General features: G+C 47.1%; 30 protein-coding genes. 21 read left to right on the forward strand and 9 right to left on the reverse strand.

All coding sequences use genetic code 11. The features are described from left to right. The first annotated feature begins 87 nt into the window (after nt 1-87). Together ACYJZR_RS00335 and ACYJZR_RS00340 are read left to right on the forward strand one after the other, a co-directional pair. A complete protein-coding gene (locus ACYJZR_RS00335; RefSeq protein WP_005467606.1) occupies nt 88-867 on the forward strand; it encodes a class I SAM-dependent methyltransferase in 780 nt (259 codons plus the stop codon). Nucleotides 868-1053: 186 nt separating this feature from the next. After that, nucleotides 1054-1626, forward strand: coding sequence for a hypothetical protein (locus ACYJZR_RS00340; protein WP_461715835.1), 573 nt, complete (start codon nt 1054-1056; stop codon nt 1624-1626). A gap of 71 nt (nt 1627-1697) precedes the next feature. On the opposite strand, the gene ACYJZR_RS00345 is transcribed toward ACYJZR_RS00340, so the two are convergent. Further along, on the reverse strand, nt 1698-2576 hold the full coding sequence (locus tag ACYJZR_RS00345) for a carboxylate/amino acid/amine transporter (protein WP_005467602.1): 879 nt from the start codon (nt 2574-2576) through the stop codon (nt 1698-1700). A gap of 64 nt (nt 2577-2640) precedes the next feature. After that, complete coding sequence (uspA, locus tag ACYJZR_RS00350; protein WP_005467601.1) at nt 2641-3066, reverse strand: universal stress protein UspA; 426 nt, start codon at nt 3064-3066, stop codon at nt 2641-2643. A 227-nt stretch (nt 3067-3293) separates the two neighbouring features. Between uspA and ftnA the strand changes: the two genes are divergently transcribed. The 3 genes from ftnA (at nt 3294) to ACYJZR_RS00365 (ending at nt 5586) form a co-directional block, all read left to right on the forward strand. Continuing rightward, nucleotides 3294-3821 (forward strand): non-heme ferritin, encoded by a 528-nt coding sequence (gene ftnA / locus ACYJZR_RS00355; protein WP_005467599.1) that lies wholly within the window; start codon nt 3294-3296, stop codon nt 3819-3821. Between the two features lie 90 nt (nt 3822-3911). Continuing rightward, nucleotides 3912-4235: a universal stress protein UspB gene (gene uspB, locus ACYJZR_RS00360; protein ID WP_005394407.1), complete on the forward strand. Its 324-nt coding sequence runs from the start codon at nt 3912-3914 to the stop codon at nt 4233-4235. 157 nt (nt 4236-4392) lie between these two features. Continuing rightward, a complete protein-coding gene (locus tag ACYJZR_RS00365; protein WP_005478661.1) occupies nt 4393-5586 on the forward strand; it encodes a BaiN/RdsA family NAD(P)/FAD-dependent oxidoreductase in 1194 nt (397 codons plus the stop codon). An 85-nt stretch (nt 5587-5671) separates the two neighbouring features. Here the strand turns inward: ACYJZR_RS00365 and ACYJZR_RS00370 are convergent, their stop codons facing one another. Further along, nucleotides 5672-7015 carry a sigma-54 interaction domain-containing protein gene (locus ACYJZR_RS00370; RefSeq protein WP_005478617.1) on the reverse strand — a complete coding sequence of 448 codons (1344 nt, stop codon included), beginning with the start codon at nt 7013-7015 and terminating at the stop codon, nt 5672-5674. 433 nt (nt 7016-7448) lie between these two features. On the opposite strand from ACYJZR_RS00370, the gene ACYJZR_RS00375 reads away from it, so the two are divergent. The 5 genes from ACYJZR_RS00375 (at nt 7449) to ACYJZR_RS00395 (ending at nt 10622) form a co-directional block, all read left to right on the forward strand. Then, nucleotides 7449-8000 (forward strand): BON domain-containing protein, encoded by a 552-nt coding sequence (locus ACYJZR_RS00375; RefSeq protein ID WP_140317781.1) that lies wholly within the window; start codon nt 7449-7451, stop codon nt 7998-8000. 44 nt (nt 8001-8044) lie between these two features. Continuing rightward, nucleotides 8045-8221 (forward strand): DUF1328 family protein, encoded by a 177-nt coding sequence (locus tag ACYJZR_RS00380; RefSeq protein ID WP_005478615.1) that lies wholly within the window; start codon nt 8045-8047, stop codon nt 8219-8221. Between the two features lie 8 nt (nt 8222-8229). After that, a complete protein-coding gene (locus tag ACYJZR_RS00385) occupies nt 8230-8427 on the forward strand; it encodes a hypothetical protein (protein ID WP_005466987.1) in 198 nt (65 codons plus the stop codon). Nucleotides 8428-8518: 91 nt separating this feature from the next. Next, nucleotides 8519-8950, forward strand: a complete 432-nt coding sequence (locus ACYJZR_RS00390; protein ID WP_005466989.1) for a hemerythrin domain-containing protein — start codon at nt 8519-8521, stop codon at nt 8948-8950. Nucleotides 8951-8984: 34 nt separating this feature from the next. Further along, nucleotides 8985-10622: a diacylglycerol kinase family protein gene (locus tag ACYJZR_RS00395; protein WP_406966246.1), complete on the forward strand. Its 1638-nt coding sequence runs from the start codon at nt 8985-8987 to the stop codon at nt 10620-10622. Between the two features lie 177 nt (nt 10623-10799). On the opposite strand, the gene ACYJZR_RS00400 is transcribed toward ACYJZR_RS00395, so the two are convergent. Together ACYJZR_RS00400 and ACYJZR_RS00405 are read right to left on the reverse strand one after the other, a co-directional pair. Next, nucleotides 10800-11198, reverse strand: a complete 399-nt coding sequence (locus ACYJZR_RS00400) for a hypothetical protein (RefSeq protein WP_140290144.1) — start codon at nt 11196-11198, stop codon at nt 10800-10802. Between the two features lie 116 nt (nt 11199-11314). Beyond that, nucleotides 11315-11746 (reverse strand): ferritin-like domain-containing protein, encoded by a 432-nt coding sequence (locus tag ACYJZR_RS00405; protein WP_005466482.1) that lies wholly within the window; start codon nt 11744-11746, stop codon nt 11315-11317. A gap of 445 nt (nt 11747-12191) precedes the next feature. Here ACYJZR_RS00405 and ACYJZR_RS00410 point away from each other — a divergent pair, with 445 nt between their 5' ends. From ACYJZR_RS00410 to ACYJZR_RS00425, 4 genes are read left to right on the forward strand one after another with little or no spacing between them, the layout of a single operon-like run. Further along, nucleotides 12192-12440, forward strand: a complete 249-nt coding sequence (locus ACYJZR_RS00410; protein WP_005466481.1) for a hypothetical protein — start codon at nt 12192-12194, stop codon at nt 12438-12440. A gap of 43 nt (nt 12441-12483) precedes the next feature. Next, on the forward strand, nt 12484-12996 hold the full coding sequence (locus ACYJZR_RS00415) for a phage holin family protein (protein WP_021486857.1): 513 nt from the start codon (nt 12484-12486) through the stop codon (nt 12994-12996). Continuing rightward, nucleotides 12941-13288, forward strand: coding sequence for a hypothetical protein (locus ACYJZR_RS00420; RefSeq protein ID WP_080253306.1), 348 nt, complete (start codon nt 12941-12943; stop codon nt 13286-13288). The genes ACYJZR_RS00415 and ACYJZR_RS00420 overlap by 56 nt, the downstream gene beginning before the upstream one ends. Before the next feature lie 9 nt (nt 13289-13297). After that, complete coding sequence (locus ACYJZR_RS00425; protein WP_025622043.1) at nt 13298-14326, forward strand: AI-2E family transporter; 1029 nt, start codon at nt 13298-13300, stop codon at nt 14324-14326. A gap of 32 nt (nt 14327-14358) precedes the next feature. Here the strand turns inward: ACYJZR_RS00425 and ACYJZR_RS00430 are convergent, their stop codons facing one another. Further along, entirely contained in the window at nt 14359-16794 is a 2436-nt protein-coding gene (locus ACYJZR_RS00430; protein ID WP_005496668.1) for a sensor domain-containing protein, read from the reverse strand. 213 nt (nt 16795-17007) lie between these two features. Beyond that, entirely contained in the window at nt 17008-17916 is a 909-nt protein-coding gene (locus ACYJZR_RS00435) for a DMT family transporter (RefSeq protein ID WP_005465958.1), read from the reverse strand. 169 nt (nt 17917-18085) lie between these two features. Between ACYJZR_RS00435 and rmuC the strand changes: the two genes are divergently transcribed. From rmuC to tatC, 7 genes are all read left to right on the forward strand, one after another. Beyond that, nucleotides 18086-19630 (forward strand): DNA recombination protein RmuC, encoded by a 1545-nt coding sequence (rmuC, locus tag ACYJZR_RS00440; protein WP_005487477.1) that lies wholly within the window; start codon nt 18086-18088, stop codon nt 19628-19630. Nucleotides 19631-19708: 78 nt separating this feature from the next. Continuing rightward, the gene (gene ubiE / locus ACYJZR_RS00445) at nt 19709-20488 is read left to right on the forward strand and encodes a bifunctional demethylmenaquinone methyltransferase/2-methoxy-6-polyprenyl-1,4-benzoquinol methylase UbiE (protein ID WP_005456853.1); all 780 of its coding nucleotides are present in this window, start codon (nt 19709-19711) and stop codon (nt 20486-20488) included. An 11-nt stretch (nt 20489-20499) separates the two neighbouring features. Continuing rightward, entirely contained in the window at nt 20500-21135 is a 636-nt protein-coding gene (locus ACYJZR_RS00450) for a ubiquinone biosynthesis accessory factor UbiJ (RefSeq protein ID WP_005456848.1), read from the forward strand. After that, nucleotides 21132-22766: a ubiquinone biosynthesis regulatory protein kinase UbiB gene (ubiB, locus tag ACYJZR_RS00455; protein ID WP_276429146.1), complete on the forward strand. Its 1635-nt coding sequence runs from the start codon at nt 21132-21134 to the stop codon at nt 22764-22766. The genes ACYJZR_RS00450 and ubiB overlap by 4 nt, the downstream gene beginning before the upstream one ends. A 48-nt stretch (nt 22767-22814) precedes the next feature. After that, nucleotides 22815-23060, forward strand: coding sequence for a Sec-independent protein translocase subunit TatA (gene tatA / locus ACYJZR_RS00460; protein ID WP_005456852.1), 246 nt, complete (start codon nt 22815-22817; stop codon nt 23058-23060). Nucleotides 23061-23063: 3 nt separating this feature from the next. After that, entirely contained in the window at nt 23064-23462 is a 399-nt protein-coding gene (gene tatB, locus ACYJZR_RS00465) for a Sec-independent protein translocase protein TatB (RefSeq protein WP_017449336.1), read from the forward strand. 68 nt (nt 23463-23530) lie between these two features. Next, nucleotides 23531-24271, forward strand: a complete 741-nt coding sequence (gene tatC / locus ACYJZR_RS00470) for a twin-arginine translocase subunit TatC (RefSeq protein WP_005459771.1) — start codon at nt 23531-23533, stop codon at nt 24269-24271. 78 nt (nt 24272-24349) lie between these two features. On the opposite strand, the gene ACYJZR_RS00475 is transcribed toward tatC, so the two are convergent. Further along, nucleotides 24350-24484: a hypothetical protein gene (locus ACYJZR_RS00475; RefSeq protein WP_005478679.1), complete on the reverse strand. Its 135-nt coding sequence runs from the start codon at nt 24482-24484 to the stop codon at nt 24350-24352. A 253-nt stretch (nt 24485-24737) separates the two neighbouring features. Further along, nucleotides 24738-25499 (reverse strand): TatD family hydrolase, encoded by a 762-nt coding sequence (locus ACYJZR_RS00480; protein ID WP_069501388.1) that lies wholly within the window; start codon nt 25497-25499, stop codon nt 24738-24740. Between the last annotated feature and the right edge of the window lie 27 nt (nt 25500-25526).

The raw sequence follows: 25526 nt of genomic DNA on the forward strand, positions 1-25526 counted from the left end.
TTGGCATCTCGCCGCCAATCTAGCTTTTAGAGGTAACTTGGGTATACACTCAGCGCCAGTTACCTCGATTTTTATTGGAGCCTCCTTTTGCAACTGCAATTGATCTGTGAAGACCCGTCTCAACAATCTCATCTCGACGAACTGGCTGCGCGTTGGCAGCTTTCTCACACTGACGAGAGCGACTTTGCTTTGGTGCTGACTGCGGAGCGTTTAGAGCTGCGTAAAGTCGATGAGCCTAAGCTCGGTGCGATTTTTGTCGATTTGATTGGTGGCGCGGTGGGTCATCGCCGTAAATTCGGTGGCGGCAAAGGGCAAGCGATCGCAAAAGCCGCAGGCTTGAACAAAGGTGCGACCCCAACCGTGTTAGACGGCACGGCAGGCCTTGGTCGTGATGCGTTCGTGCTCGCATCGCTAGGTTGTAAAGTGCAGATGGTCGAGCGTCACCCAGTCGTGGCGGCCTTGTTGGATGACGGCTTGGCTCGCGCGAAACAAGACCCAGAAATCGGCACGTGGGTATCTGAGCGTATGTCGCTGATCCATGCCTCCAGCCATGACGCGCTGGATCAACTGGCGCAAGACAGCGAGTTTGTGAAACCGGATGTGGTGTATCTCGACCCGATGTACCCGCACCCAGAAAACAAAAAGAAATCCGCGTTGGTGAAAAAAGAGATGCGCGTCTTCCAATCTTTGGTGGGAGCGGATTTGGATGCCGATGGATTGCTCGAACCTGCTCTGGCCTTGGCAACGAAACGCGTGGTGGTTAAGCGCCCGGACTACGCGAATTGGCTGAACGAGCAAAAGCCAAGTATGGCGATTGAAACCAAAAAGAACCGTTTCGACGTCTACGTCAAAGCCTCGATGGCATAACCTCCTGACTCGCAAAAACTTCTCGTCACAGCATTGAACCAAGTGCTGTGACGCTGCCATTCTTTCCTGAACACTATTGATAGTTTTCACTTGCTAATTCGACACTCTGACTGTATATCTAACTAAGAATTATTATTATTTCACTTGTTGTGATGCTGTCGATAATTGGGAAGCTGGAGTAGTCGAATGTCTAAACGCTTATGTAAGATGAACCGCAAGCAAATTGCGGCCAACTTGGGTGACATTCACCGTTTGGTCGTCGCACCTAAGTTCGTTTGTCGCTCTTGTGCACGCTCTTCCGCTTCTAAAGACTCATTGTGTAAGCCTGCCGCAATTCCTCCACAAAAATGCCAAGACAAGTTGTTAAACGAGCAACAAGCATGCGGTCTGTTAGCTGAAGCGCTGCCTGCACAATCCATCTCCGTCACGCCAAAACACAGCGCAGAAAAGGCGGCGATCGTGAAACGTGTGGTCGAGCGAGTGAAAGAGAAGAAACAAGCTGCGAAAGTGGTGACACCAGTGTCGATGGCGGCTCCTGCACTGTTTGATTTGGCCGATAAAAAAGCGCTTAAGAAAGCGAAAAAGGCACTGAAAAAACACTACAAACAGCAGAAAAAGCTGCTAAAAGTGGCAAAAAAGCAGCAGAAGTTGCTCAAGCGTCAACGCAAACTGGAAGCCCGCAATGCGAAGTTGGAAGTGTTGTTACTAACGCCACCGAATGCGTTGATGGGCGCAAGCTCGCAAGCCAAAGTGCATTAATTGAATTAAAAAAAACGCTCTCCAGTTGGAGAGCGTTTTTTATTGATGGAATATGTGTTGAGAAAGGCGCGCTACTTATTGGCGTAGCTCATTTCAACGCGTTTTTTCACCCACGTTTCGTTAATCCACAGCGATAGCATGATGATCGCGCCGCCAATCGCGAGGCGCACGATGTCGACGTCTCGGTTCCAAATTACGATGTTCACAATCAGGCCTGCTGGCACTAACGCGTTGTTCATTACCGCTAACGCGCCAGCATTCACTAAGGTTGCCCCTTTGTTCCACGCAAAGTAACCAAAGCCTGATGCAATCAAACCAAGGTAGGTCAAAATGCCCCATTGGGTTGCGGTGGTTGGCAGTTTGTCGAGGTTGCCCATGAGCGCGAAAGCCACGGTTGCTACACAAAGCGCACCCAAGTAGAAGTAACCAAACACGGTGTGCTGTGGTAAATCGACGGGCTCACTTTCCATGATGTATTTGTAACCCACCTGACCGATGGCAAAACAGAGGTTTGCTCCTTGCACGACCAAAAAGCCCATTAGGAAGTTTTCATTAATGCCAGCGAATTTGATCCATGCCGCACCCGCGACTGCGATCAGCGCAGTGACTAAATACCAAGGCGAAAAACGACCTTTCAGGAAGTCATAAATCAGCGTCACATAAATCGGTGTGAATACAGTGAACAGCAATACTTCTGGAACAGAAAGGAGTAAGAAAGACTGGTAGTAGAAGCAGTACATCAAACCGAGCTGAAAGCCGCCGACGATCATCAGTTTCGCGATCAGAGATTTGCTTACGCCGCGGAATTTAAGGAAAGGAATGAATACAACGCTGGCCAGTGCCACACGCATGAACACGGAGAACCAAGAATCAACCTGACCAGCAAGGTAAACGCCGATCAGGCTGAATGAAAATGCCCAAAGCAGGGTAACTGCGGATAGATAAGCCATAGATGAGAATCTTTATCAACAACAAATGTGCCCGCAGTCTAACCAAGTTTTAACGTCGCGCCAATCAGTCTTTTAGCGGTACGACCAGCATATCGACGGGTGAACAGTTAATCAGTTGACGAGTTGAAGAGAGAATCTTGCTCCAGAAATCTTGGTGATGACCACAAACCACTAAATCGATACTGTAATCTTTGATGGTGTCGCACAACTCGTTACTTAAATCACCACTGCCGACTAAAGTATGAGTGATTGGGTATTGAGCGTACTCCGCAAAGTTTGCCAATTGGGTACGAGACGCTTCCATCGCTTGATGCTGCGCTTCTGCCATGTTGATATCGATAAGCCCGGTGTAGAGCTCTGCGTAATTCACGTCGATGTGAATAAAAGAGACTTTCGCATCCAGAGGTTTAGCCAGTGATACGGCTTTCTTAATCAACACTTTACTGTCGTCTGAAAGGTCGACTGCCACAAGTATGTGTTTGTAACTCATATTGCTATCTCCTTGTAAGGTCGTATACCTAAGCAACCTCGAACTGACCTCAGTGCCAAGGCCCTGACTTCGACATTTATGAAGTCACTTGGGTATAGTTTCAGATTAGCACTAACCCTTGAGAAATTTTGCCGAAGTGATCTCATATCATTATTGTAGGTACAAAGTCTTGTCTCAGTAATCATGTTATAGTGGTGTAAAACGCATGCACATAAATAGGAGTTAACATGCTGTCTCAAACTATGGTCGAACAATTGAATGAGCAAATTAACCTAGAATTTTTCTCATCCAATCTATACTTACAAATGAGTGCTTGGTGTGAAGACAAAGGTTTTGAAGGTGCGGCTGAATTTTTACGTGCACACGCCGTAGAAGAGATGGAGCACATGCAACGCCTGTTCACGTATGTGAGTGAAACTGGCTCAATGCCTATCCTAGGCGCGATTGAAGCACCAAAACATGATTTCGCAAGCCTAGGTGATGTTTTCCGTGAAACCTACGAACATGAGCAAATGATCACGGAAAAAATCAATAAATTGGCGCATGTTGCATTTACAAGCCAAGACTACTCAACGTTTAACTTCCTACAGTGGTACGTGTCAGAACAGCACGAAGAAGAGAAGTTGTTTAAAGGGATTTTAGATAAGATCGAATTAGTTGGTGAGGACGGCAAAGCATTGTTCTTCATCGACAAAGATCTAGCTCAAATGGCGAAAGAAGGTTCATCTTCAATCATGGGTGCTCCAGCTGCGTAAAGCGTTCTCAACGCGATAAGTAGCGGTTAAAAGACGAAGCATTGATCGTCTTTTTCTCTTGAGCATTGTTGAAGATGTAGGGAGGAAAAGATGATCAGTGGAGACACAATCTTATTTGCGCTAATGGTAGTAACGGGGGTCAATATGATCCGTTATCTCACCGCTCTTCGTTCTCTTATTTACATCATGCGTGAAGCGCACCCATTGTTGTATCAACAAGTGGATGGCAATGGTTTCTTCACCACTCACGGTAACGTCACCAAACAGGTGCGTTTGTTCCACTACATTAAAAGCAAAGAGTATCACCATCACCATGATGAGATATTCACAGGTAAGTGTGAACGGGTGCGTGAGTTGTTTGTGCTATCAACCGCGTTGCTTGGTGTTACCCTACTGGCGGCCTTCATCTTGTAGGTCTTTCCGGCTAAGCCGTACTAGACGATGCTTGGAATTTAAGCGCTTTTCCCTTTCGACATTTGTCGGTAGAATGGCGCTCTTAGAAAGCAAGGATGTGCAATAAGCACATCCTTTTTTATTGTTTTGGATTTTGGATAGAGCCTAAGAGCGACCGATGAGTAAGAAATTTGATGTTGTTGTAATTGGCGCGGGAGCCGCGGGTTTGATGTGTGCTGCAGAAGCAGGCAAGCGCGGACGCAGTGTGCTTGTGCTGGATCATGCCAAAAAGCCAGGACGTAAAATCCTTATCTCTGGTGGTGGCCGCTGCAACTTCACTAACTACGACGTATCAGCCAGCAACTACCTATGCCAAAACCCACACTTCGTGAAATCGGCGCTGTCGCAATACACCAACTGGGATTTCATCTCCATGGTCAGCAAACACGGCATCGAGTTTGAAGAGCGCGACCACGGCCAATTGTTTTGTGTCGATGCCTTTACCGCCAAAGACATCGTGAAGATGCTGCTGGCCGAGTGTGACATGCCAAACATTCAACAGCGTTACCAATGCGATGTGCACACCATTGAGAAAACCGAAGAAGGCTTTCGTCTGCACGCGGGTACTGAGCCCGTTGAGTGCGAATCTTTGGTGGTTGCGACCGGTGGCCTTTCCATGCCAAAACTGGGCGCGACGCCGTTTGGTTACAAAGTGGCTGAGCAGTTTGGTCTGCCGGTAATCCCAACCACGGCGGGACTTGTGCCATTTACGCTGCACAAAGAAGACAAAGAAGATTTTGCTGAACTGTCTGGCATTGCTGTGCCTGCGGAAATTACCGCCGAAGACGGCACCATGTTCAAAGAAGCGCTGTTGTTTACTCACCGCGGCTTATCGGGCCCTTCGGTTTTGCAAATTTCCTCTTTCTGGAAAGCGGGTCAGAAAGTTTCTATCAACTTAGTTCCTAACGAAGACATCGCTCTGCTGCTCGAGCGCAGCCTTGAGAAACATCCAAATCAATCGCTAAAGAACACCCTAGCAAAAGTGCTGCCAAAGCGTTTAGTGGAAGTGCTGATTGAGCGTAAAGAGCTGATGGATAAACCTCTCAAGCAGTTCAACCCGAAAGAGCTTGCTAGCGTGGTGGAGCGTTTAGAAAACTGGTCAATCGCACCTAATGGCACCGAAGGCTACCGCACGGCGGAAGTGACTTTGGGTGGTGTAGATACCGATCACCTGTCTTCTAAAACCATGGAATGTAAAAACATCAAAGGCTTGTACTTCATCGGAGAAGTGATGGACGTTACCGGTTGGTTAGGTGGCTATAACTTCCAATGGTGCTGGTCGAGTGGTTTTGTGGCAGGTCAGTGGGTGTAATCCAGCGCTGCATGCAAAGATAGAAAGAGACGATGAAAAAGAGCACTGAATTCAATTCAGTGCTCTTTTGCTATTTACGGTGTGTTTACTCGTCTTGATACTTTTCGAGCTTGTTGTACAGCGTTTTAACGCTGATACCCAGCTCCTGAGCCGATTCCGTTTTGTTGCCTTGATTCTCTTCAAGCGTATTGAGAATAGCGGCTTTTTCCAGCTCTTCTAACGATACGCCAGCAGGCACCATATCTTCTAATCGGGTGCCAGTTTCTAGTGGCGGCGTATCGAAAATCAGATGTTCATCTTTAATGGTATCGTCGGCGAGAATGAACGCTCGCTCGATGGTGTGCTTGAGTTCTCGAACGTTGCCAGGCCAATCGTGCATGGCGATTTTTTGGATTGCCGAGTCGAGAATCGTCTTGGTTTTGGATTCGTTAGCGTTGCGGTGCGCAATAAAGTGTTTGGCTAACCCGACGATGTCTCCGCCGCGTTCGCGCAATGGTGGAACGGTTAGCGGAAAGTGCGATAGCCTGAAAAATAGGTCTTCACGTAGAAATTGTTCTTCGATCGCGACTTTAGGATCGCGGTTGGTCGCCGCGACGATGCGGGTATTGGCGATGTGGACGGTATTACTGCCCACTGGGCGGTATTCGCCAGTTTCTAGCACACGCAGCAGTTTCACTTGATGCTCGATCGGCATCTCCGTAATTTCATCCAAAAACAGCGTGCCGCCTTCCGCTTGCTTAAATACCCCTTGGTGAGTTTTGTTCGCGCCAGTGAATGCGCCTTTTTCGTGGCCAAACAGTTCGCTATCGACCAGTTCTGGGCTAATGGCACCACAGTTGATGGCAATAAAAGGTTGCTGCTTACGCTCGCTGGCGAGGTGGATGGTTTGCGCCACAAGCTCTTTGCCTGAGCCACTTTCACCAACAATCAATACGTTGGCTTCGGTTTTTGCGACACGGCGGATCATGCGGTACAGCTGGTGCATCGGAGAAGATGAGCCAACTAGCAGACCAAACTGATCCAAATCGCTGGTGGCGACTTTACGTCCTTGCTCCTGCTTGTGCTGATAATACTGGCTCACTTCGGTCAGTGTATCAGACAGGATAGTGAGATCGACGGGTTTTCTGTAGTGAAAAATGGCACCTAGGTTCATCAGTTTATCGAGGTTCTCGTTAGGCGCGCCTGAACTGATGATGATTAAGTCCATGTCGTAAATGGCTTCGATATCGGAAAGTCGCTGGTAATCAGCGTGAGTGAAATGCGCCACTTCGACAATCGCGACATCCGGTTGAACGTCGACGAAGTGATCAATCCAATCATCGTCCGTTTCTGTGTCATACAAACGGAACTTATGTAATTCCTGACAAGAAGCGATAGCCTCTTTGAGGGCGGGGTCTTGTATTCTTAGAAACAGGCTTGGCAGTGACATAGAAATGTCCTCTTCACTATAACAGAAACAATGTACGTGTATTATTTAAGCTGTACAAGACAAAATATTGTCAAAGTCTGTTTAGAATCTGGTTGGTTATTAATATAGTGAGATCAACAGCAAACTATATATCTACATCGTTTTTCTTTCCTTATTTGTTGTGTGGAATTGTAATCCTTAGAAATTAATCTCTCTTGATGGTTTTTGCGTACAAAAATAAACGAAAGGATGAGATGTTATTTCTTCTCTATTTATCTTTTCTTCTTCAATGATTAAAAATTACATTTCTTCTGTGTAAATTATTCACGAATGGTTTCTCTCTCATCTTAAATATAACGGCTGTTTCTAAATAAACGCTTTAAAAATAGCGGCTTATAAAGTTGGCACATGCTTTGCTCTATTAGAACTGCAACGTCAATATAGGAGAATTACCATGAATAACATCGCAGCTAAAATTGTACTTACTTCAGTTCTTGCAACGTCATCTACCGCAGTATTAGCCAGTGATAAATGGGAAAAAGAATCCATGGACGCTTGGCTAGATGGTAAAGCAGAAACCACCTTACTGCTTAATAGCAACCTGAACTCTTTTGATATCAACACTGATGTTGAAAATCAGGTGGTTACGCTGACAGGTTCGGTCAATAACGATTTGGAAAAGTCGCTGGCAGAAGAGTTGGTTTCAGGCCTTGATGGTGTGAAAAAAGTAAATAACGAGCTAACGGTAGTGAGTGAAAATAAACAAGATGCCGATTCTGATACATTTTCTGCATTAACGGATTCAAAAATTACTACTATTGTGAAAACTCGTTTACTGATGGATACCAGCGTTAGTGGTACAGACATTGATGTCACCACAGAAAATAAAACCGTAACCTTAACCGGTAAAGTGAGCTCAGATGCCGAGCATGATCTGGCATTATCGATTGCAAATAATACCAACGATGTAAATAAGGTTGTCGATAAGCTTGAAGTTGTTCAGTAATAACTAATGTTGAGCTTTCACTTTAAAAATAAGGAGACAACACCATGGTTCGTTGGATGTTTATTTTCCTTGCTTTGGCTCTCGTTTCAGCGGTGCTCGGATTTAGTGGTATTGCCGGTGCCGCCGCAGCTGTCGCGCAAGTGATATTTTATCTGTTCCTGTTGTCATTAATTGTATCAATAGTATTTGTGATACTTGGAAAGAAAAACGTAAATAGATAGGAGTTAGCATGCGAGTTACGTCATTTATTTATCGTATCGCCGCAGTATTTGGTTTGGTATTTGCTTTAGCGGCGTGTAGTGATGAAGGGCCAATGGAAAAAGCGGGCAAAAAATTGGATGAGACTGCGGAAGAAGCGCAAAACGCCATTGAAGATGGTTGTGAAAACCTTAAAGAGAATCTGAACGCGGAAGACAAAGATTGTTAAGCGTTCACCTCATCCACCAACAGCAAAAAAGGGCGGCGTGATAACCGCCCTTTGTTTTACCAACTATTCTTAATCCGATAAGGAGTCAGAGATGAAGAACATATTCGATGTGCTAAAAGAAAGTCATGAAAAACAGCGCCTTTTGCTGGATGCACTGATGGAAACATCCGGAGATTCCCCAACTCGTCGAGAGTTTTATCGCGACCTAAAGCACGAGCTTGAGCAACATGCCGCCGCTGAAGAGCGTTACTTTTACGCACCGCTGATTGAGAGCGATAAGACGATCGATATGACACGTCACGGTATTGCCGAGCACCACGCCATCGACAAAGTAATCGCTCAGTTGGATGACACCGCGTGGAGCTCGCCCGCTTGGCTTACGCACATGAAAACACTGCGCCACAAGGTACTGCACCATCTGGAAGAGGAAGAGCAACGCTTTTTCCAAATGGCAGGCAAGGTGATGTCCGATAAACAAAAACAGCAGTTGGCCAATGACTATATCGAAGAGATGGCCAGCTAAGCGTTATCCCATCGCTAAGGATTAAGGAGGTCGAATGTTCATCGTCAAATATTATCTACTTGGCGCGCTGGTTGCGTTGCTCGCTGCTATCTACATACCTCAAATCGTAGTGAGTTTACTGCTGCTTTGGGTTTCGCTTTCCTTAGCGTTAGTCAGTGCGGCTTATTTATTTGATTTCCCATCCATCTTTAGAAAAAGCCAAGACGGAAAAATTGTCTGGTGGATTCGATGGGCATTCATTCCTTTCTTACTCGGGGCGAAAGCCTACAACGCCTGGGAGAGACGGCGCGATACTGTCCCTCCCATTCAACAAGTCAGCGAAAATCTTTACCTTTCCCGGCGCTTATTCCCGAGCGATTTGGCGTTTCTCGACTCTCACGACATTTCCTGCATTGTTGATGTTACGGCGGAGTTCGCAGGTTTAGAAAGCGCCATGACTGACAAGCAATTCAACTACCTTTCTATTCCCGTTCTGGATCATAAAGCGCCGACCTTGGAGCGTTTACGTCATGCGATTAATTGGATTGATACCCAAATCGCCTGCGGGCGCTCTGTGGTTGTGCATTGCGCACTTGGGCGTGGCCGTTCGGTGTTTGTGGTGGCGGCTTATTTACTGAGTAAAGACCCATCGCTCTCGGTGGAATCGGTGATGCAGAAAATCAACCGCGTGCGCAGTACTGCAAGGCTCAATAATTTGCAGATCAAAACTCTGCGCGCGATCAGTGAGAAAGGCGTGCTAACACTCGATGAGCCGACCTGGATGGTGGTGAACCCTGTAGCGGGCGGTGGGAAATGGCTGCAATACGAACAACATGTGATTCGTGAGTTGACCAAAAAATATCGTCTCAGCATTCGCCAAACAGACGAAACCACCAGTGCAGAAAGCCTCGCACTGCAAGCTAAACAAAGTGGTGTGAATCAGGTGATTGTCTCTGGTGGCGATGGCACGGTGACCGAAGTGGCGAGCCAATTGGTCGGCACGGACATCCAGCTCGGCATCATACCGTTGGGCACGGCGAATGCGCTTTGCCATGTGCTGTATGGTATCGGCGTGAAGTTATCACCGGTGGAAAAAGCGTGTGAAGCCATTCTCGAAGGTCATTGCCAACGCATAGACACCGCAGAATGTAATCAGCGTTTGATTCTGTTGGTGCTGGGTATTGGCTTGGAACAGAAGATGATTGAACACGCGCATCGTGAAGAGAAAAATGCGTTTGGGCAACTGGCGTATTTAACGGGCTTTTTTAACGCTGTTATTTCCGAAGAGGTGCAAACTCTGCAAGTAACCCTCGGAGGGCAGGCGGCGAGTGAACAAGGATGGGAGAGTCAGGAGATGGACGTGCACAGCTTCGTCGTTGCCAACATCGCGCCATTCAGTACTGTGTTAGCGCAAGGTGGCGGCGCGCCGCAGCCAGATGATGGGAAATTGCACATTACCTACCTTGATAATACTCAGTCGCTGGGTGGACGCCTAGTGGCGTTGTCGGATCTAACATTAACCAGCGTCGGTGCGCAGGATGAGTCGAATCTGTTTCAGTACGCGAGCGCGACAGGGATAACGATTACTGCAGATCAGCCGATTGACTACGTCATCGACGGTGAGCTCTATTCTGACCGTCGTTTAGAGATCAAGATTTGTCCTCAGTCGCTTAATGTGTTTGTTCCTAGTTAACGCCGATGAAGACGACTACGAATAGAGTCGAATACAAACAACGACGCAAAAAACGTATCACTTGTGATGCGTTTTTTTATGTCGAACGTCGACTAATGGTGGATGCGTAGAATAGACAAAGCAACAGATAGAAGGGCAAAAATAGAGAAGGTAAATGAAGGAAAAAGGTGAGCAGAGCTACTCACCTTGGGGTAAATGTTTTTCCAGCTCGTCGTTTTCGACTTGTAACGCCGCCACCCAGTACGAGATCAGCGCTGTTAAGTTGGCATCATCCAACTCTCGGAGGAGCTGTTTTAACTCACTCAGTAATTGCGCATTCATAAAATGCATCTCTTTATAATTACCGAGAGTAGCAATTCCCGTTTTGTTGGCGTGTTCCGCGATAAAGTCGTCGCCATTTTGATCAAAAAATAGATCGACCATTTTTTTGATCATCACTTTTTCTATTTTAACGAACCGATAGGCTGATCGAGAAATATTCATATGTGAATGAGGATCGACAAGCGGTAAACACGTTTGGCGATGGTGCGCCATTTTAATGAGTAATTCCCTTACTCGCGTATTATTCAATGTCATACTGACCTCTTTTTCAGTATTTCAGCATTATGCTTTGGTATGTGTGAATATTCATCAATGGTTCTGAATAAGAATGGCCAATAATGTTGACCATTCTTTTTAGGTTTATTTATCGATTAGCTGATCAGGCTAATATTGCTGAGTTTTTCTTTACAGCTTTTGATGTCACTGCGCACTTTGAGTAGCACGGCGTTATCTGCTTGCTCTGGCTGCGCGGTGATGACGTTTTCGATCTCTTTCAATACCTTACTTTCCACGCCTTCGAGCTGTTCCAAGTACATCGATTCTTTGTCTGACGACACTTCTTTCATGACATCACTGTACACTTCGCGTGCCTTGATGGTGTAAGACACGGGCGTGTCGTCGGCAGTTTGAGGATTCGCAATCGCATAAGGTTTCAACTCTAATGCGGCGTGTTCTCGTACATGAACCAGATCCTGCAATACATGGTTTAGCGATGTGTTGTCGATGTTATCAATCGCTTTCTTGTAAATATCATTACCGCTGTGAATAAGCTCAATGATTGAGGCGATGTTTTCATTTCTCATATCTTCTCCTTTATTTTACTGCGGTTACTTTATTGCAGTGCTTAAGCGCAACTTATATTGCGATGCCTTAGCCATTAAATATGAACAATATTTTTCATGTGGCATTTTATATCTAGCATTTTGTATGCCATGAATATTGAGTGTGAGAGATGCCAGATAATATAAGGAGTAAGCATGGTGGTGGTTATTAATTGCGCGTGATTGCTTGTGGGGAATAAGAAAAAATTACAAATAAGAATCCATTCAAAGGAAATAATTACAGGTCATTTTGCAACGATTGGAGCTATTTAAATTCTATTTCAATAAAAACAATGACTTATTAACTTGGCACAGTAATCGCAATACCACTCACGAGGAAACGAAAAGAATTCACTTTTATCAGATTACTTCTCAGCGGAATCACAACCGTTTAATCCAAGGTAATCTCAATCAACGGAGGCTAGTTATGGCTAATACAAAAGAAAGCGCAGTTAAACCTCAAGAGCAATTTGAAGAGGCGTACCACCTTGCAGAGCAAGCCACTTCAGAAGCGGTTGGCGCCATGAAAGAACATGCCAAAGAGAAGCTGGAAGTCGGCGCAGAGAACATTCAGCAAGCGACCAAATCCGCAGAAAACGTCATTAAAGAGCGCCCGCTGTTGAGTATCGGTTGTGCATTCCTGGCAGGTTGGGCGGTCTCTAAGCTCATCAAATAAGCCTGTTCCTTACATTTCGCTCTAATCATGAAGGAAGAGTTTTATGAATGACTCCGAGCATACCATCAATGAGCGCCAAGGCTCGGCTACTGCAGACAGTAGCCGAGCCCTAAATGGGGCTAAAAATCAGGAAGTTGAACAAGCCATTAATGGGCTACGAGCCATTTTGTCACAGATTGACGATCTTTCGACGTCACTGCGAACGTGGTCGGGCTCGACGTTGGATTTGTTTTTGCTAGAGATGAAAGTCAACGTGGCGGCTGCGCGCCAAATCGTGATGTTCAGCATCATTTTTACACTGCTGTCGGTGCTGTTTATCTTCAGTGTGTGTTTGGTTGCGGGTGTAGTGACGTACCACTTTACCGCTCAACTACTGCTAAGTGTTGGCGTGTTTATTGTGTCGTTAGGTCTAGCGTTAGTTGGGTTAGCGTGGTGGCAGAAGCGGCTGACGCACTTCCTTGGTTTCAAAAATACAACCGACCAATTGCAGGAGGGCTGGCATGCGTTCTCTAACCAAACTCGACCGAGCCATGCAGATAAAACGCATCGAGGGTAAAGCGGCTTTGGAGCAATGCTTGCTGAATAAGCAAACCCTCAAATTTACCTCGAACCGATTCGTGCAAGAAAATCCGTGGACTGCGCTTGGGTTGAGCGCTTTTGCCGCGATTGCTGTTGCGAAAGCTGGGCGACTGTCTCGCGTCACGTCATCTCTCTCCTCCATCAGTTTGCTGCTCAATGGCGTGATGGATTTCAGTGGTCAGCTAGCCAAATCTTCGTCGTCTGCTGCATCCTCAAAAGAAGCAGGTGAAGAAGCGGCTCAACCATCCGATTTACCACCTCATCAGTAGAGGACGCACATGAATGGAAAATTAAACCTTCCTATCAATACCGTGATTGGTGTGTCTCTGCTGGTGTTATTGCTTGTTCCTGCACTCTACTTCGCCAAACCGGTGCTGTTACCTATGGTGATAAGTACTTTCGTGGCACTGCTGTTTAGCCCGTTGGTCAATTATTTTGAAGATAAAGGTCTGCCACGCACGATAACCGTGGTGGTGACGTTGACGTTATTGGTGAGTGTTTCAATACTCGGTTTAGCGGCGATATCAGAACCCGCGAAACAATGGTGGGCTGAGTTGCCAAGCATCGTCCAAAACGTTTCGCAGGAAGTGAATGAAGTGACCAAAGCGTCGTCAGAGCACATGAACGCGCCGCTTGAGCTTGCCAGTGACATGAACATTGACGAGATGGGCAACAACACGGTGTTTTCTCTGCTGAAAGCGCTCGCGACCACCACACCAACGCTGTTAACTCAGGCGATGATTGTGCTGTTTATGGTGTATTTCATGCTTAATCATGGTCGAAGTCTGTTTCGTAAATCGGTATCGCGTTTGCGTGGTTTTTCGAAACAACGTCAGGCGGTGGAGTTGGTGCAGGCTCTGCAGAAAGATTTATCGCGCTACATCGGCACCATTACTTTGGTCAATGCGGGTTTAGGCTTGTGTGTTGGATTGGTGTTTTTTGTCCTCGGCCTTGAAGACCCATTTCTATGGGGTGCGTTTGCGGGGGTAATGAATTTCGCGCCGTATTTGGGGCCAGTGATTTCGATGGTGAGCTTTGGTTTTGTCGCGTATCTGCAGTTAGATTCGGTCAGTTTTATGCTGACAGTGGTGTCGATATATCTGTTGCTGAATTTAATCGAGAGTCAGTTTGTCACCCCAACTTTGCTAGGGAGGCGGTTTAACCTCAACCCGTTAGTCATCTTTATGTGGCTGGTCTTTTGGGGTTGGTTGTGGGGCGGAATGGGGCTGTTGATTGGCGTGCCGCTGTTGGTGTGCATCAACATTTTAGCGGATCGTTTGGCGCTTTGCGGTTCGACGAACATCTAACCGCAAAGTTGCCAGTGTATTGAACGTTGTGCTTAGTTAAATAACTTTTCCGCCGCAACGGGTGGGCTGAATAAATATCCCTGACCGTAGATACAACCTTTGTCGACCAAGTAAGCCACTTGTTCTGGCGTTTCGATGCCTTCCGCTACGACTTTGAGTGAAAGCGTCGTGCCCATCGCAATGATGGCGTTAACAATGGCGTTGCTGTCGTTGTCGTTAGGCACATCACTGACAAACGAGCGGTCGATTTTCAGTTTGTTGATTGGCAAACCTTTGAGGTAAGACAGTGAAGAATAGCCTGTGCCGAAGTCATCCAACGAAATCTCGATTCCGAGTTCACACAGCTGATTTAGCGATGCGATGGCCAGTTTTGGATCGATAAGCAAAAAGCTTTCGGTAATTTCCAGCTCCAAGCGATGCGCCGGGAATCCCGTTTCACGAAGGATGGTTTTGAGCTTGTTGATGAAGCGCGACTGTTGCAGTTGAAGTGCTGATACGTTGACTGCAATTTTGCCAAATTGAACGCCTCTCGCCAGCCAGTCTGTCCCTTGTAAACAGGCGTCTTTGAGGACCCATTCGCCGATGCTTTGAATCAAGCCCGTCTTCTCTGCGATAGGAATAAAATCCGCAGGTGGCACTAAGCCAAATTCTGGGTGTTCCCAACGCACTAAGGCTTCCACACCAATAATTGCGTTTTGCGCGAGGTTGTATTGTGGCTGATACACCAAATGCAGCTGTTCTTTTTCTATCGCTTCATGCAGCGCAGATTGAATACGGACGTGCGATACCGATTTGTCAGTTAAATCCGGAGAGTAGAACGCGTAGCCGTTACGGCCATTTTTCTTCGCCAGATACATTGCGGTGTCGGCGTTTTTTAGCAGCGTTTCACTGTCTTGACCGTCGTTCGGGTAGAGTGCGATACCGATGCTGGTGGAGATCCGCAGCGAATCGTGATTTGCCAGATCGAACGGGCGGCGGAACACACCCAAAATCGAGCTTAACGTTTCGAGTAACGGAGAATCGCCGTCAATGTCTGGCAGTACGATGACAAATTCATCGCCACCGATGCGAGCCACATGCGCGTTCAGGTGCAAAATGTCTTGCAGGCGAACCGCCAGTTTCGACAACAGTTGATCACCACAGAAATGGCCCATGCTGTCGTTAATGTGCTTAAAGTGGTCGATATCAAGAAACAACGTAGCAAAAGGTTGTTCCATCTCGATGTGCTGTTCCAGCAAGCTGATCAAATGGGTTCGGTTGGGCAAGTTGGTCAGCGGATCATAAAACGCCATGCGTTGCAGCTTCTCTTCGTGCGCTTTGCGCACTGAGATGTCCTCAAACACACAGATGTAGTTAATTAGGTGGTTTTTGTCATCCATTACCGCGCTAATAGTGGCTAATTGCGGGTAAATGCTGCCATCACGTTTGCGGTTGATAAACTCGCCTTTCCATTGACCTTTGGTTTCAAGTTGCTGCCAAAGTTGTTGGTAAAAAGCATCATCATGGTGCCCAGAACGGAGAATGTTGGGGTTCTTCCCAATCACTTCTTCGGCGCTGAATCCGGTGATCTGCGAGAACGCGTTGTTGACATCAATGATGTTGGCATTGCTGTCGGTAATGACCATACCTTCTTGCGAGTTGTTGAAGATTTTCGACGCCAACGACAATTGCGTTTCCACCATCTTGCGACGGGTGATGTTGCGCGTCATGCCCAAAATGCCGATCAGGTCACCGGCCTGATTTCGTACCGGTGATTTGATGGTTTCCAGCCAAGTTGGGTTGTTGTTTTCATCAATTTGGCGACACTCTTCAACGATGTTCTGTGTGCCAGTAGCGACCACTAATCGGTCGGCATCAATGAATTTTTCCGCGCGCTCGGCGCTGAAAAGGTCAAAGTCATTCTTCCCGACAATGTCATCGTTAGACTTTTTCCACGCCTGTTCTACGCTGCGGTTGGTCATGGCGTACAGACCATCGGTGGTTTTGATCCAGATGTGGTCATCCAGACAATCGATGAATTCTTGCAGCGTTGGTAGTGGCTTGTTGGCGTGTGAGTGATGACGTTTGAGCTCTTGATGATAATGCTGGCTAACATCAAAACTGATGCGGCCTGCCAGTGCGCTCAGCCACGCAGAAACGGTTTGCTTTTGCTGCGTTGAGTGCGTCAACGTCACAACGGCAAACAGCTCCTCATTCGGTAGCCATACTGGGCACAGGCTCAGGTTTTCATCATCAAATTGTGAGCAAACTACGTCAAAGTGCGGCGCGGAAAATTGCGCGCAGTTTTGCTCAATCATCGCCACGATGGCGCGGTGATTTTGTGGCGAGGTGGATACCTCACTGGATAGCCATTGTTTGGTGTAGCTCAGGGTATAAAGTTGTCCCTGAGCTTGAGTGGCATCACAGCATTGCTGCAGAGCGTGTTGCCAGTCAGTCATCAACGGTGAAGGAATAGCGAAGCGAAACATAATTAGTAAAGTATCCTGAAGTGCCCACAAATATTTATAGGAATGTCGCCGTGTTAGGCGGCTGGGCTTTGGTTATATCGTATCCAACGCTTGAACAATTCCAAGCGACTGAAGGCACTTTCGATCAATAAAATGTTAGCGAGCTCTCTTTTTTATCCAACTCGTTTCATTTCTCCGTTTTCATATTGTCCTAGGTTGTTCGGGCATGACCAACTATTGCGATGCGTTCGCCGCCTTGGCTTTTTTACCCCAAGTCACCTGTTGGATGACCAAACCACTGATGATTAAGACAAGTCCAATCAACGTCGATGGATGAATTTTTTCACCAATAATGGTGGCCAGTAACATCAACGAGATAAATGGCGAAGCAAATATCAGGTTGCTGATGCGCGCCGTGTTTTGGGTTAACTTTAAGGCGCTCAACCACAGCACAAACGTCACTCCCATCTCAAACAAGCCGACGTATGTCACCGCCGCCCAGCCTTTGATGGAAATAGATTGCCAGCTTGCGCCTTCGTACCAACTCAACGCGATAGTGAATGGGATGGCAACCAAAAAGCCCAGCAAAACACCAATCACCGGATCGGCTTTGTTTTTGGTGTTGAGAATCCAGTAACCCGCCCAAAGTAACGTCGACAGAAGTGCCAAGCCAACGCCAAGCGGACTCTCAAACTGCATGCCAAGCACATTGCCTTGCGTTGCAATCACGATCACGCCGAGGTAACTGAATCCACACGCTATCCAATCTTTGCCACGAATCTTTTGCCCCAAAAACACCGCTGCCATCAGGGTGAGCGTAATGGCCCAGCTGTAGTTGATGGCCTGCGCTTGAGAAGCGGGCAGCAAATCGTACGCTTTAAATAGGATCAAGTAATACGCCAACGGGTTGATCAAACCAAGCAGCAAGTAGTACCAAGGATTAGAGAGAAACGTAGCACTTAGCTGGTTTAATTTACCTTGCACACCGCACACAATCGTAAGCGCGATGGCAGAAACCATACTGGCGATACACAGCATTTGGATCGGCGTAAATTCCGCTAATGTCAGTTTAAATGCGGTTGCAACCGTTGACCAAAGTAATACTGCTGAGAGCCCAAATCCTAGGGCACGACGCTCGTTCATGATGCCTCTGTGTGATGATGTGCCGCTCTTTGCTGAAAGAGTGAGCGGGAGTGAGTATGTTGTACGGAGTGCCTAGTGTATGCGAGGATTTTTCATCCAACAAACTGGACATTTATCCAGTGTCTAAATACCATTGATAAAGATATAAAACATAGGCTAACTCGCTATTATGCAATGGATTCTTGAGCATCAATCTCTCATTCTTTCTTCTCTTTTTGCCGCGACAGCGAGCGGTGTCGCCGTGGGTTGGTGGGTAAAGCAGCGCTTTATTACCCAGACTCAACTACTCGAACAGCAGTTGGTGTCAGAAAAACAGCTTCACCAACAACAGCTTGAACAAGTAAAGCAAAGCCTTGCCGATGCGCAGCAAGAGTTGGATGAACTCGACAACGAGCGCGATAAAGCGGCCTTTGAAGTGCGCCAATCGCACGGCAAGTTGATGGCGGCCATGGAGAAATTGCGTTACTTCGAAGCCGTCAAACAAGAACGTCAGCAGTATTTTGATGAGCTGGGCCAAATGCGTGAACAAAAATCCCGTTTGGAAACGCAGCTTCGTGAGCAGCAGGCGCGCCACGAGCAAATGAATCAGGCTAATGCGGAAAAACTGCAAATTTTAGAGCAGGCCGAAGTGCGTCTGAAACAACAGTTTGAGCACCTTGCCAATCAACTGTTTGAAGAGAAAACCGCGAAAGTCGATTTGCAAAACCGTCAAAGTTTAGAAGGGTTGTTGTCACCGTTAAAAGAGCAGTTAGAAGGTTTCAAAAAGCAAGTCAACGACAGCTTTAGCCAAGAAGCTAAAGAGCGTCATACGCTGGTGCATGAGCTGAAAAATCTGCAACGCCTCAATGAACAAATGACTCGAGAAGCCGTGAACCTGACCCAAGCGCTCAAAGGTGATAACAAACAGCAAGGTAACTGGGGTGAAGTGGTGTTGGCGCGTGTTTTAGCCGAATCGGGACTGCGCGAAGGGCACGAGTACGAAACGCAAGTGAACCTACAGAGCGAAGCAGGCAAGCGTTACCAACCGGATGTGATTGTGCATTTGCCACAAAACAAGCAAGTGGTGGTCGATTCGAAAATGGCATTGGTGGCGTACGAGCGCTACTTCAATGCCGAAACGGATGCTGAACGCGACCGCGCGTTAAGTGCTCACCTCACCGCACTGCGTGCGCACATCAAAGGTTTGAGCATGAAGGATTACCACAAGCTCAAAGGCATCCAAAGCCTCGATTATGTGCTGATGTTTATACCGGTAGAGCCGGCGTTCCAAGTGGCGATTCAAGCCGACCCAAGCTTGATCAAAGACGCGATGGAGCAAAACATCATCTTGGTTAGCCCAACCACGTTGCTGGTGGCACTGCGCACCATCGACAATTTATGGCGCAACGAACGTCAGAATGAAAACGCCAAACTGATCGCCCAGCGCGCCACCAAACTGTACGACAAGCTGCGTTTATTCATCGATGACATGGAAGGGTTGGGCGGCGCATTAGATCGAGCGAACCAAACCTATCAAGGCGCTATGAACAAGCTGGCAACAGGCCGTGGCAACGTGATTCGTCAAGCAGAAAGCTTTAGACAGTTGGGGGTTGAAATCAAACGACCGATTTCTTCTGACCTTGCGCAGTTGGCGCAAAGTGATGCATTTTCAGAAAATGAATCACCAAATGAATCGTTAGTAGAAAGACATCCGGCTGAGGATAAAGTAAACTAATCGCCCGCAGTACAGAGGGCGACTTTCATTGTCAGCAAACGCCCTGTAGTGAACAAGTGCTGCCCAAGAGGAATTAGAATGACGGACACAAGCTTGCAATCCAATACAGCGTTAGAGAACGAAACGACCCACTTTGGTTTCACCACAGTGGCGAAAGAAGAAAAAGTGACCAAAGTTGCCGAAGTTTTCCACTCAGTGGCAGCGAAATACGACATCATGAACGACCTGATGTCAGGTGGTATTCACCGCCTTTGGAAGCGTTTTACGATCGATTGCAGTGGCGCTCGTCCTGGTCAGCGCATTCTGGATCTAGGTGGTGGTACGGGTGACCTAACCGCGAAATTCTCGCGTATTGTGGGTGACCAAGGCCACGTTGTTCTGGCAGATATTAACAACTCAATGCTGAATGTTGGCCGCGACAAACTGCGCGATAACGGCATTGTGGGTAACGTACACTACGTACAAGCTAACGCAGAAGAACTGCCTTTCCCAGATGATTACTTCGATGTGATCACCATCAGCTTCTGTCTTCGTAACGTAACCGACAAAGACAAAGCACTGCGTTCAATGTTTCGCGTCCTCAAGCCTGGTGGTCGTCTATTGGTTTTGGAATTCTCTAAACCAGTTCTCGAACCACTATCAAAAGTGTACGACGCGTACTCATTCCACCTATTGCCAAAAATGGGCGAATTGGTCGCGAATGACGCAGAAAGCTACCGCTACCTTGCTGAATCTATTCGCATGCACCCAGACCAAGAAACACTGGAAGGCATGATGCAAGACGCTGGCTTCGAAAACACCAAATACTACAACCTAACGGGTGGTATTGTGGCGTTGCACCGCGGTTACAAATTCTAAGGGTTAACGGCATGCCATTTGAACCTCTTATCACCGCTGTCATTGAAACTTCACTGAACACACTGATTAAAGACGATCCTGCATTGGGTCGTCGTTTAGCGCGTCTCAAGGGCCAAGTTATCCAAGTTCACCTCAAAGAAATCGACAAGACGCTGACGTTTGTTTTCAGTCAGCAGATTGATGTGCTGGGTAACTACGAAGGTCAGCCTGACTGCTATCTCTCGTTGAACTTGAGCGTGCTGCCTGAGCTGCGTGACCAAGCCAACATCACTCGCTTGATTAAGCAAGACAAGCTTGAACTTGAAGGTGATATTCAACTGGCGCAGAAATTTTCTCAGTTGATGACCGATTGCAAACCGGACATTGAAGAGTGGTTATCTCGCGTAACAGGCGATGTGGTTGCACACACTTTGGTACAAGGCACCAAAAACGTGGGTGGTTTCTTCGTTTCTCAAGCGGAAAAACATCAGCGTCACCTTGCTCAAGTGGTTACAGAAGAGTGGAAATTGGCACCCGCACCATTGGAAGTCGCGTATTTTTGCGATCAAGTGGATGAGGTACGCAGCCAAGCTTCTCGCGTTGAAGCGCGTCTCAATGCTCTATTGAGCAAAGTTGGTTCGGATAAGCCAGCGCTGGAGAAACCATGACGCCAGCAGAATTAAAGCGCTTATACCACATCATCAAAGTACAGCTGGAATACGGCTTGGATGAGTTGTTGCCCGACCATCAACTGACCAAAGCGCCATTATTGATGCGCAAGAGCCTATTCTGGATTAAGAACCAACACCCAGAAAAACAGCTTGGTGAGCGCTTACGTCTTGCGCTGCAAGAGCTTGGCCCAGTGTGGATTAAGTTCGGTCAGATGATGTCAACGCGCCGCGACTTATTTCCTCCGCATATCGCCGATCCCCTGGCGCTGTTGCAAGACCAAGTTGCGCCGTTTGACGGCGAGCTGGCCAAGCAGCAGATGGAAAAAGCGTTAGGCGGGCCGTTAGATAACTGGTTTACCGAGTTTGACATCAAACCGCTGGCGTCAGCGTCCATCGCACAGGTGCATACTGCGCGATTAAAAGACACTAACCAAGAAGTGGTATTAAAGGTTATCCGTCCAGATATTCGCCCGGTCATTGATTCAGATCTAAAACTGATGCACCGAATGGCGCGTATAGTCGCCGGAGCGATGCCTGAAGCACGTCGTTTAAAACCCGTTGAAGTCGTACGCGAGTACGAAAAAACCTTGCTCGACGAGCTCGATTTACGTCGTGAAGCGGCGAATGCCATTCAACTGCGTCGTAACTTCGAAGGCAGTGAAGAATTGTATGTTCCTGAAGTTTTTCCTGACTTCAGTAATGAAACTGTCATGGTTTCTGAGCGAATATATGGCATCCAAGTCTCTGATATTGAAGGCTTGGAAGCAAATGGCACCAATATGAAGTTGCTGGCGGAACGTGGTGTGAGTGTGTTCTTCACTCAGGTGTTCCGAGATAGTTTCTTTCATGCCGATATGCATCCCGGGAATGTGTTCGTTAAACCTGAACACCCAGAGAACCCAATGTGGATCGGGCTAGATTGCGGGATCGTTGGTACACTTAATAGTGAAGACAAGCGTTATCTGGCGGAAAACTTCCTCGCGTTTTTCAATCGTGACTATCGCCGAGTGGCGGAGTTGCACGTTGATTCAGGCTGGGTTCCGGCAGATACCAATGTTGATGAATTTGAGTTCGCGATTCGCATTGTGTGTGAGCCAATTTTTGCTAAGCCACTGTGTGAAATCTCCTTTGGCCATGTGCTGTTGAACCTGTTCAACACCGCACGTCGCTTTAATATGGAAGTGCAACCTCAATTAGTGCTGCTGCAAAAAACACTGCTGTACGTTGAGGGGCTTGGTAGACAATTATATCCGCAGCTCGATTTGTGGGAGACCGCAAAGCCATTCCTTGAAGAATGGATGATGAATCAAGTGGGCCCGCAAGCTTTGGTCAACTCAATCAAAGATCGCGCACCATTTTGGGCGGAGAAATTGCCGGAACTGCCGGAGCTACTTTACGATAGCCTCAAACAGGGTAAAGCGATGAACCAGCGTATGGATCAGCTTTATCAAGGTTATCGCCAAAGTAAGCGCCAGCAGGCGACAGGAAAGTTTTTATTTGGCGTTGGCGCCACTTTAGTCGTATGCTCGGCAATATTGGTGGATAACGCTTATGAGCAGCTTTCGATGGCCAGCGGTATCGCAGGTGTCACATTTTGGCTGCTTAGTTGGCGAGCTTATCGTCAATAGACGTTAAACTCTTGAAATAATTTTGTTTAAAGACCCGAGGTAAAAAGAATGGGTGGTATCAGTGTTTGGCAACTTCTAATCATTGCTGTAATTGTTGTATTGCTATTCGGAACTAAGAAACTACGTGGCATCGGTGGCGATCTAGGTAGTGCCGTTAAGGGCTTCAAAAAAGCAATGAGCGATGAAGATTCTGCGAAAAATGAAAAAGACGCAGACTTCGAGCCAAAAAGTTTAGAAAAACAGCAGCAAAAAGAAGCTGCACCTGAAACTAAAAAAGACAAAGAGCAGGCATAAAACGTGTTTGATATCGGTTTTTGGGAACTGGTATTAATATCTGTTGTTGGTCTGGTCGTTCTTGGACCGGAGCGTTTGCCTCATGCTATTCGAAGCGTGTCTCGCTTTATCGGTGCTGCTAAGAATATGGCAAATAGCGTTAAAGACGAATTGTCGCACGAGCTAAAAGTCCAAGAGCTGCAAGAAAACTTGCGCAAAGCTGAGCAAATGGGGATGGAAGATTTATCTCCTGAGCTCAAATCTTCGGTCGAAGAACTGAAGAAAGCCGCGCAATCTGTAAACCGCCCTTACGCTGATAAGACGCAATCAGAAACGGAACCTGCAAAAGCAGAACCAGTGGCTGAAAGTGCAGAAAAAGTGGAAGAGATTAAGGTTTCAGCGGCAGATAAGAAAGCCGAATAGTCTCATTAGGAGGAGCTACTAGTGACTGGTAGCTCCTTTTTGATCTGATTTTTAATAAGAGGTTTGCCATGTCTACCGTCGAGCAGACACAGCCTTTAATTAGTCATTTGTTGGAGCTTCGCAACCGACTACTGCGTTCAATTTTGGCAGTGTTGGTGGTGTTTGTCGGGCTAATTTATTTCTCTAACCACATTTATGAGTTTATCTCCGCACCTTTGGTTGAACGTTTACCAGAAGGCGCGACGATGATCGCAACCGATGTGGCATCACCATTTTTCACCCCTCTAAAACTGACGCTTATCGCTTCAGTATTTGTTGCGGTGCCGTTTATTTTATATCAGGTTTGGGCCTTTGTTGCGCCAGGTCTGTACAAGCACGAACGTCGTTTGATCATGCCATTGCTGTTTTCTAGCTCGTTGCTGTTTTACTGTGGCGTGGCCTTTGCTTATTACGTGGTATTTCCACTGGTATTTGGCTTCTTTACTGCGATTTCTCTCGGTGGGGTTGAGTTTGCGACCGATATTTCGAGCTACCTAGATTTTGTGCTGGCGCTGTTTATGGCGTTTGGTATTGCGTTCGAAGTGCCAGTGGCGATCATCCTACTTTGTTGGACTGGGGCGACCACGCCGCAAGACCTAAAAGAGAAGCGTCCATACATTATTGTGGCAGCGTTCGTTGTCGGCATGCTGCTGACGCCGCCAGACATGATTTCGCAGACGTTACTTGCGATCCCAATGTGTTTACTGTTTGAGGTTGGTCTGTTCTTTGCTCGTTTTTACACTCGTAAAGATGAGGAAGAAGAGGAGTAATCCTTCAGTTTTTAGACAGTAAAAAGCGGCTCAAATGAGCCGCTTTTTTGTTGCAGTTGGTTTGTTATTTTGGGCTAACTACTTAACTTTCAATACGTAACCACATTTAGTACAGACATAAACTTCTTTGATGCCTAGCAGCTTTTGAAAAAAGTTGCGTGGTACGCGTTGCAAGTAAGCACCATGTGTACACATTTCAATATCCGTATTCATGTTGTTTTACACCTGTGCTAAGACGTAGGCAAATAGCAGTATAAGAAAAGAATGTTTCGAGTTGTGGACAGTCACAAGAAGCGTACTGATGGAATACGCATGATGCGAAGTGGGTAGGGTTACAAGTTAATAGTTATGTCTATCAACACTACAGTATTGCTGGTTGAGTCGTTTCAGGTTTGGCCTGTTCACCCAACCGTTTAGGCAATAAAAAGCGACCTAGTGTGGCCGCTTGTTGCGTTTGTTGTCTTGCTTAAATCTTGAATAAGTTTTTTGCATTTTCCGTGGTGATAGCATCTATGGTTGTGACCTCTTCACCACGTAAGACCGCCACTCGCTGCGCGACGAGCGATGTGTAAGCTGGCTCATTGCGTTTACCGCGATGCGGCACTGGCGCCAAATATGGGCAGTCTGTTTCTAAGATGACCCATTGCATGTCTAAGTGTGGAATGACTTGGTCCATGCCGCCGTTTTTAAACGTCGATACACCGCCTAAACCAAGGTGGAAGCCCAACTCGTTAATTGCTCGTGCCTCTTCTAAGCTGCCACCAAAACAATGGAACACGCCACGCAGGCGACCGTCTTGCTCTTGACGAAGCAGAGTCAGCGTTTCTTCGATGGAATCGCGGGTGTGGATCACCACAGGCAAATCCATCTCTTTTGCCCAATTGAGTTGGGTTACGAAAGCCATCTCTTGCTCTGCTCGGTAGGTTTTATCCCAATACAGGTCGATGCCGATTTCGCCCACGGCGATAAAGTTGTGTTTTTCGAACCAGCCTCGGATGATTTCTAGCGTTTGATCAACGTTGCTATCAACGTAACATGGGTGCAAACCCATCATTGAGTGGCACACTTCCGGATACGCTGCTTCGGTCTGCAGCATCGGTTCAATCGAGTCCAGATCGATATTCGGCAGCAAAATTTTAGTGATGCCTTGAGTTAAGGCGCGCTCAACCACTTCATCGCGGTCGTTATCAAATTCGCTCGCGTATATGTGCGCGTGGGTATCGATCATGGTATTTCTCTGTACTTTGTCCGTTTG

It is taken from the genome of Vibrio sp. RC2502 (assembly GCF_054850435.1).

Bases quoted from the DNA above. Each gene is read 5' to 3' on its own strand.
- ACYJZR_RS00400 (WP_140290144.1), bottom strand. From the start codon at position 11,198: ATGACATTGAATAATACGCGAGTAAGGGAATTACTCATTAAAATGGCG.
- ftnA (WP_005467599.1), top strand. From the start codon at position 3,294: ATGCTGTCTCAAACTATGGTCGAACAATTGAATGAGCAAATTAACCTA.
- ACYJZR_RS00375 (WP_140317781.1), top strand. From the start codon at position 7,449: ATGAATAACATCGCAGCTAAAATTGTACTTACTTCAGTTCTTGCAACG.
- ACYJZR_RS00475 (WP_005478679.1), bottom strand. From the start codon at position 24,484: ATGAATACGGATATTGAAATGTGTACACATGGTGCTTACTTGCAACGC.
- ACYJZR_RS00410 (WP_005466481.1), top strand. From the start codon at position 12,192: ATGGCTAATACAAAAGAAAGCGCAGTTAAACCTCAAGAGCAATTTGAA.
- ACYJZR_RS00385 (WP_005466987.1), top strand. From the start codon at position 8,230: ATGCGAGTTACGTCATTTATTTATCGTATCGCCGCAGTATTTGGTTTG.
- uspB (WP_005394407.1), top strand. From the start codon at position 3,912: ATGATCAGTGGAGACACAATCTTATTTGCGCTAATGGTAGTAACGGGG.
- ACYJZR_RS00365 (WP_005478661.1), top strand. From the start codon at position 4,393: ATGAGTAAGAAATTTGATGTTGTTGTAATTGGCGCGGGAGCCGCGGGT.
- ACYJZR_RS00480 (WP_069501388.1), bottom strand. From the start codon at position 25,499: ATGATCGATACCCACGCGCACATATACGCGAGCGAATTTGATAACGAC.
- ACYJZR_RS00395 (WP_406966246.1), top strand. From the start codon at position 8,985: ATGTTCATCGTCAAATATTATCTACTTGGCGCGCTGGTTGCGTTGCTC.
- tatA (WP_005456852.1), top strand. From the start codon at position 22,815: ATGGGTGGTATCAGTGTTTGGCAACTTCTAATCATTGCTGTAATTGTT.
- ACYJZR_RS00430 (WP_005496668.1), bottom strand. From the start codon at position 16,794: ATGTTTCGCTTCGCTATTCCTTCACCGTTGATGACTGACTGGCAACAC.
- ACYJZR_RS00420 (WP_080253306.1), top strand. From the start codon at position 12,941: ATGCGTTCTCTAACCAAACTCGACCGAGCCATGCAGATAAAACGCATC.
- ACYJZR_RS00415 (WP_021486857.1), top strand. From the start codon at position 12,484: ATGAATGACTCCGAGCATACCATCAATGAGCGCCAAGGCTCGGCTACT.
- ACYJZR_RS00390 (WP_005466989.1), top strand. From the start codon at position 8,519: ATGAAGAACATATTCGATGTGCTAAAAGAAAGTCATGAAAAACAGCGC.
- ACYJZR_RS00370 (WP_005478617.1), bottom strand. From the start codon at position 7,015: ATGTCACTGCCAAGCCTGTTTCTAAGAATACAAGACCCCGCCCTCAAA.
- ubiE (WP_005456853.1), top strand. From the start codon at position 19,709: ATGACGGACACAAGCTTGCAATCCAATACAGCGTTAGAGAACGAAACG.
- ACYJZR_RS00435 (WP_005465958.1), bottom strand. From the start codon at position 17,916: ATGAACGAGCGTCGTGCCCTAGGATTTGGGCTCTCAGCAGTATTACTT.
- tatC (WP_005459771.1), top strand. From the start codon at position 23,531: ATGTCTACCGTCGAGCAGACACAGCCTTTAATTAGTCATTTGTTGGAG.
- ubiB (WP_276429146.1), top strand. From the start codon at position 21,132: ATGACGCCAGCAGAATTAAAGCGCTTATACCACATCATCAAAGTACAG.
- ACYJZR_RS00380 (WP_005478615.1), top strand. From the start codon at position 8,045: ATGGTTCGTTGGATGTTTATTTTCCTTGCTTTGGCTCTCGTTTCAGCG.
- ACYJZR_RS00425 (WP_025622043.1), top strand. From the start codon at position 13,298: ATGAATGGAAAATTAAACCTTCCTATCAATACCGTGATTGGTGTGTCT.
- ACYJZR_RS00450 (WP_005456848.1), top strand. From the start codon at position 20,500: ATGCCATTTGAACCTCTTATCACCGCTGTCATTGAAACTTCACTGAAC.
- ACYJZR_RS00345 (WP_005467602.1), bottom strand. From the start codon at position 2,576: ATGGCTTATCTATCCGCAGTTACCCTGCTTTGGGCATTTTCATTCAGC.
- ACYJZR_RS00405 (WP_005466482.1), bottom strand. From the start codon at position 11,746: ATGAGAAATGAAAACATCGCCTCAATCATTGAGCTTATTCACAGCGGT.
- rmuC (WP_005487477.1), top strand. From the start codon at position 18,086: ATGCAATGGATTCTTGAGCATCAATCTCTCATTCTTTCTTCTCTTTTT.
- uspA (WP_005467601.1), bottom strand. From the start codon at position 3,066: ATGAGTTACAAACACATACTTGTGGCAGTCGACCTTTCAGACGACAGT.
- ACYJZR_RS00340 (WP_461715835.1), top strand. From the start codon at position 1,054: ATGTCTAAACGCTTATGTAAGATGAACCGCAAGCAAATTGCGGCCAAC.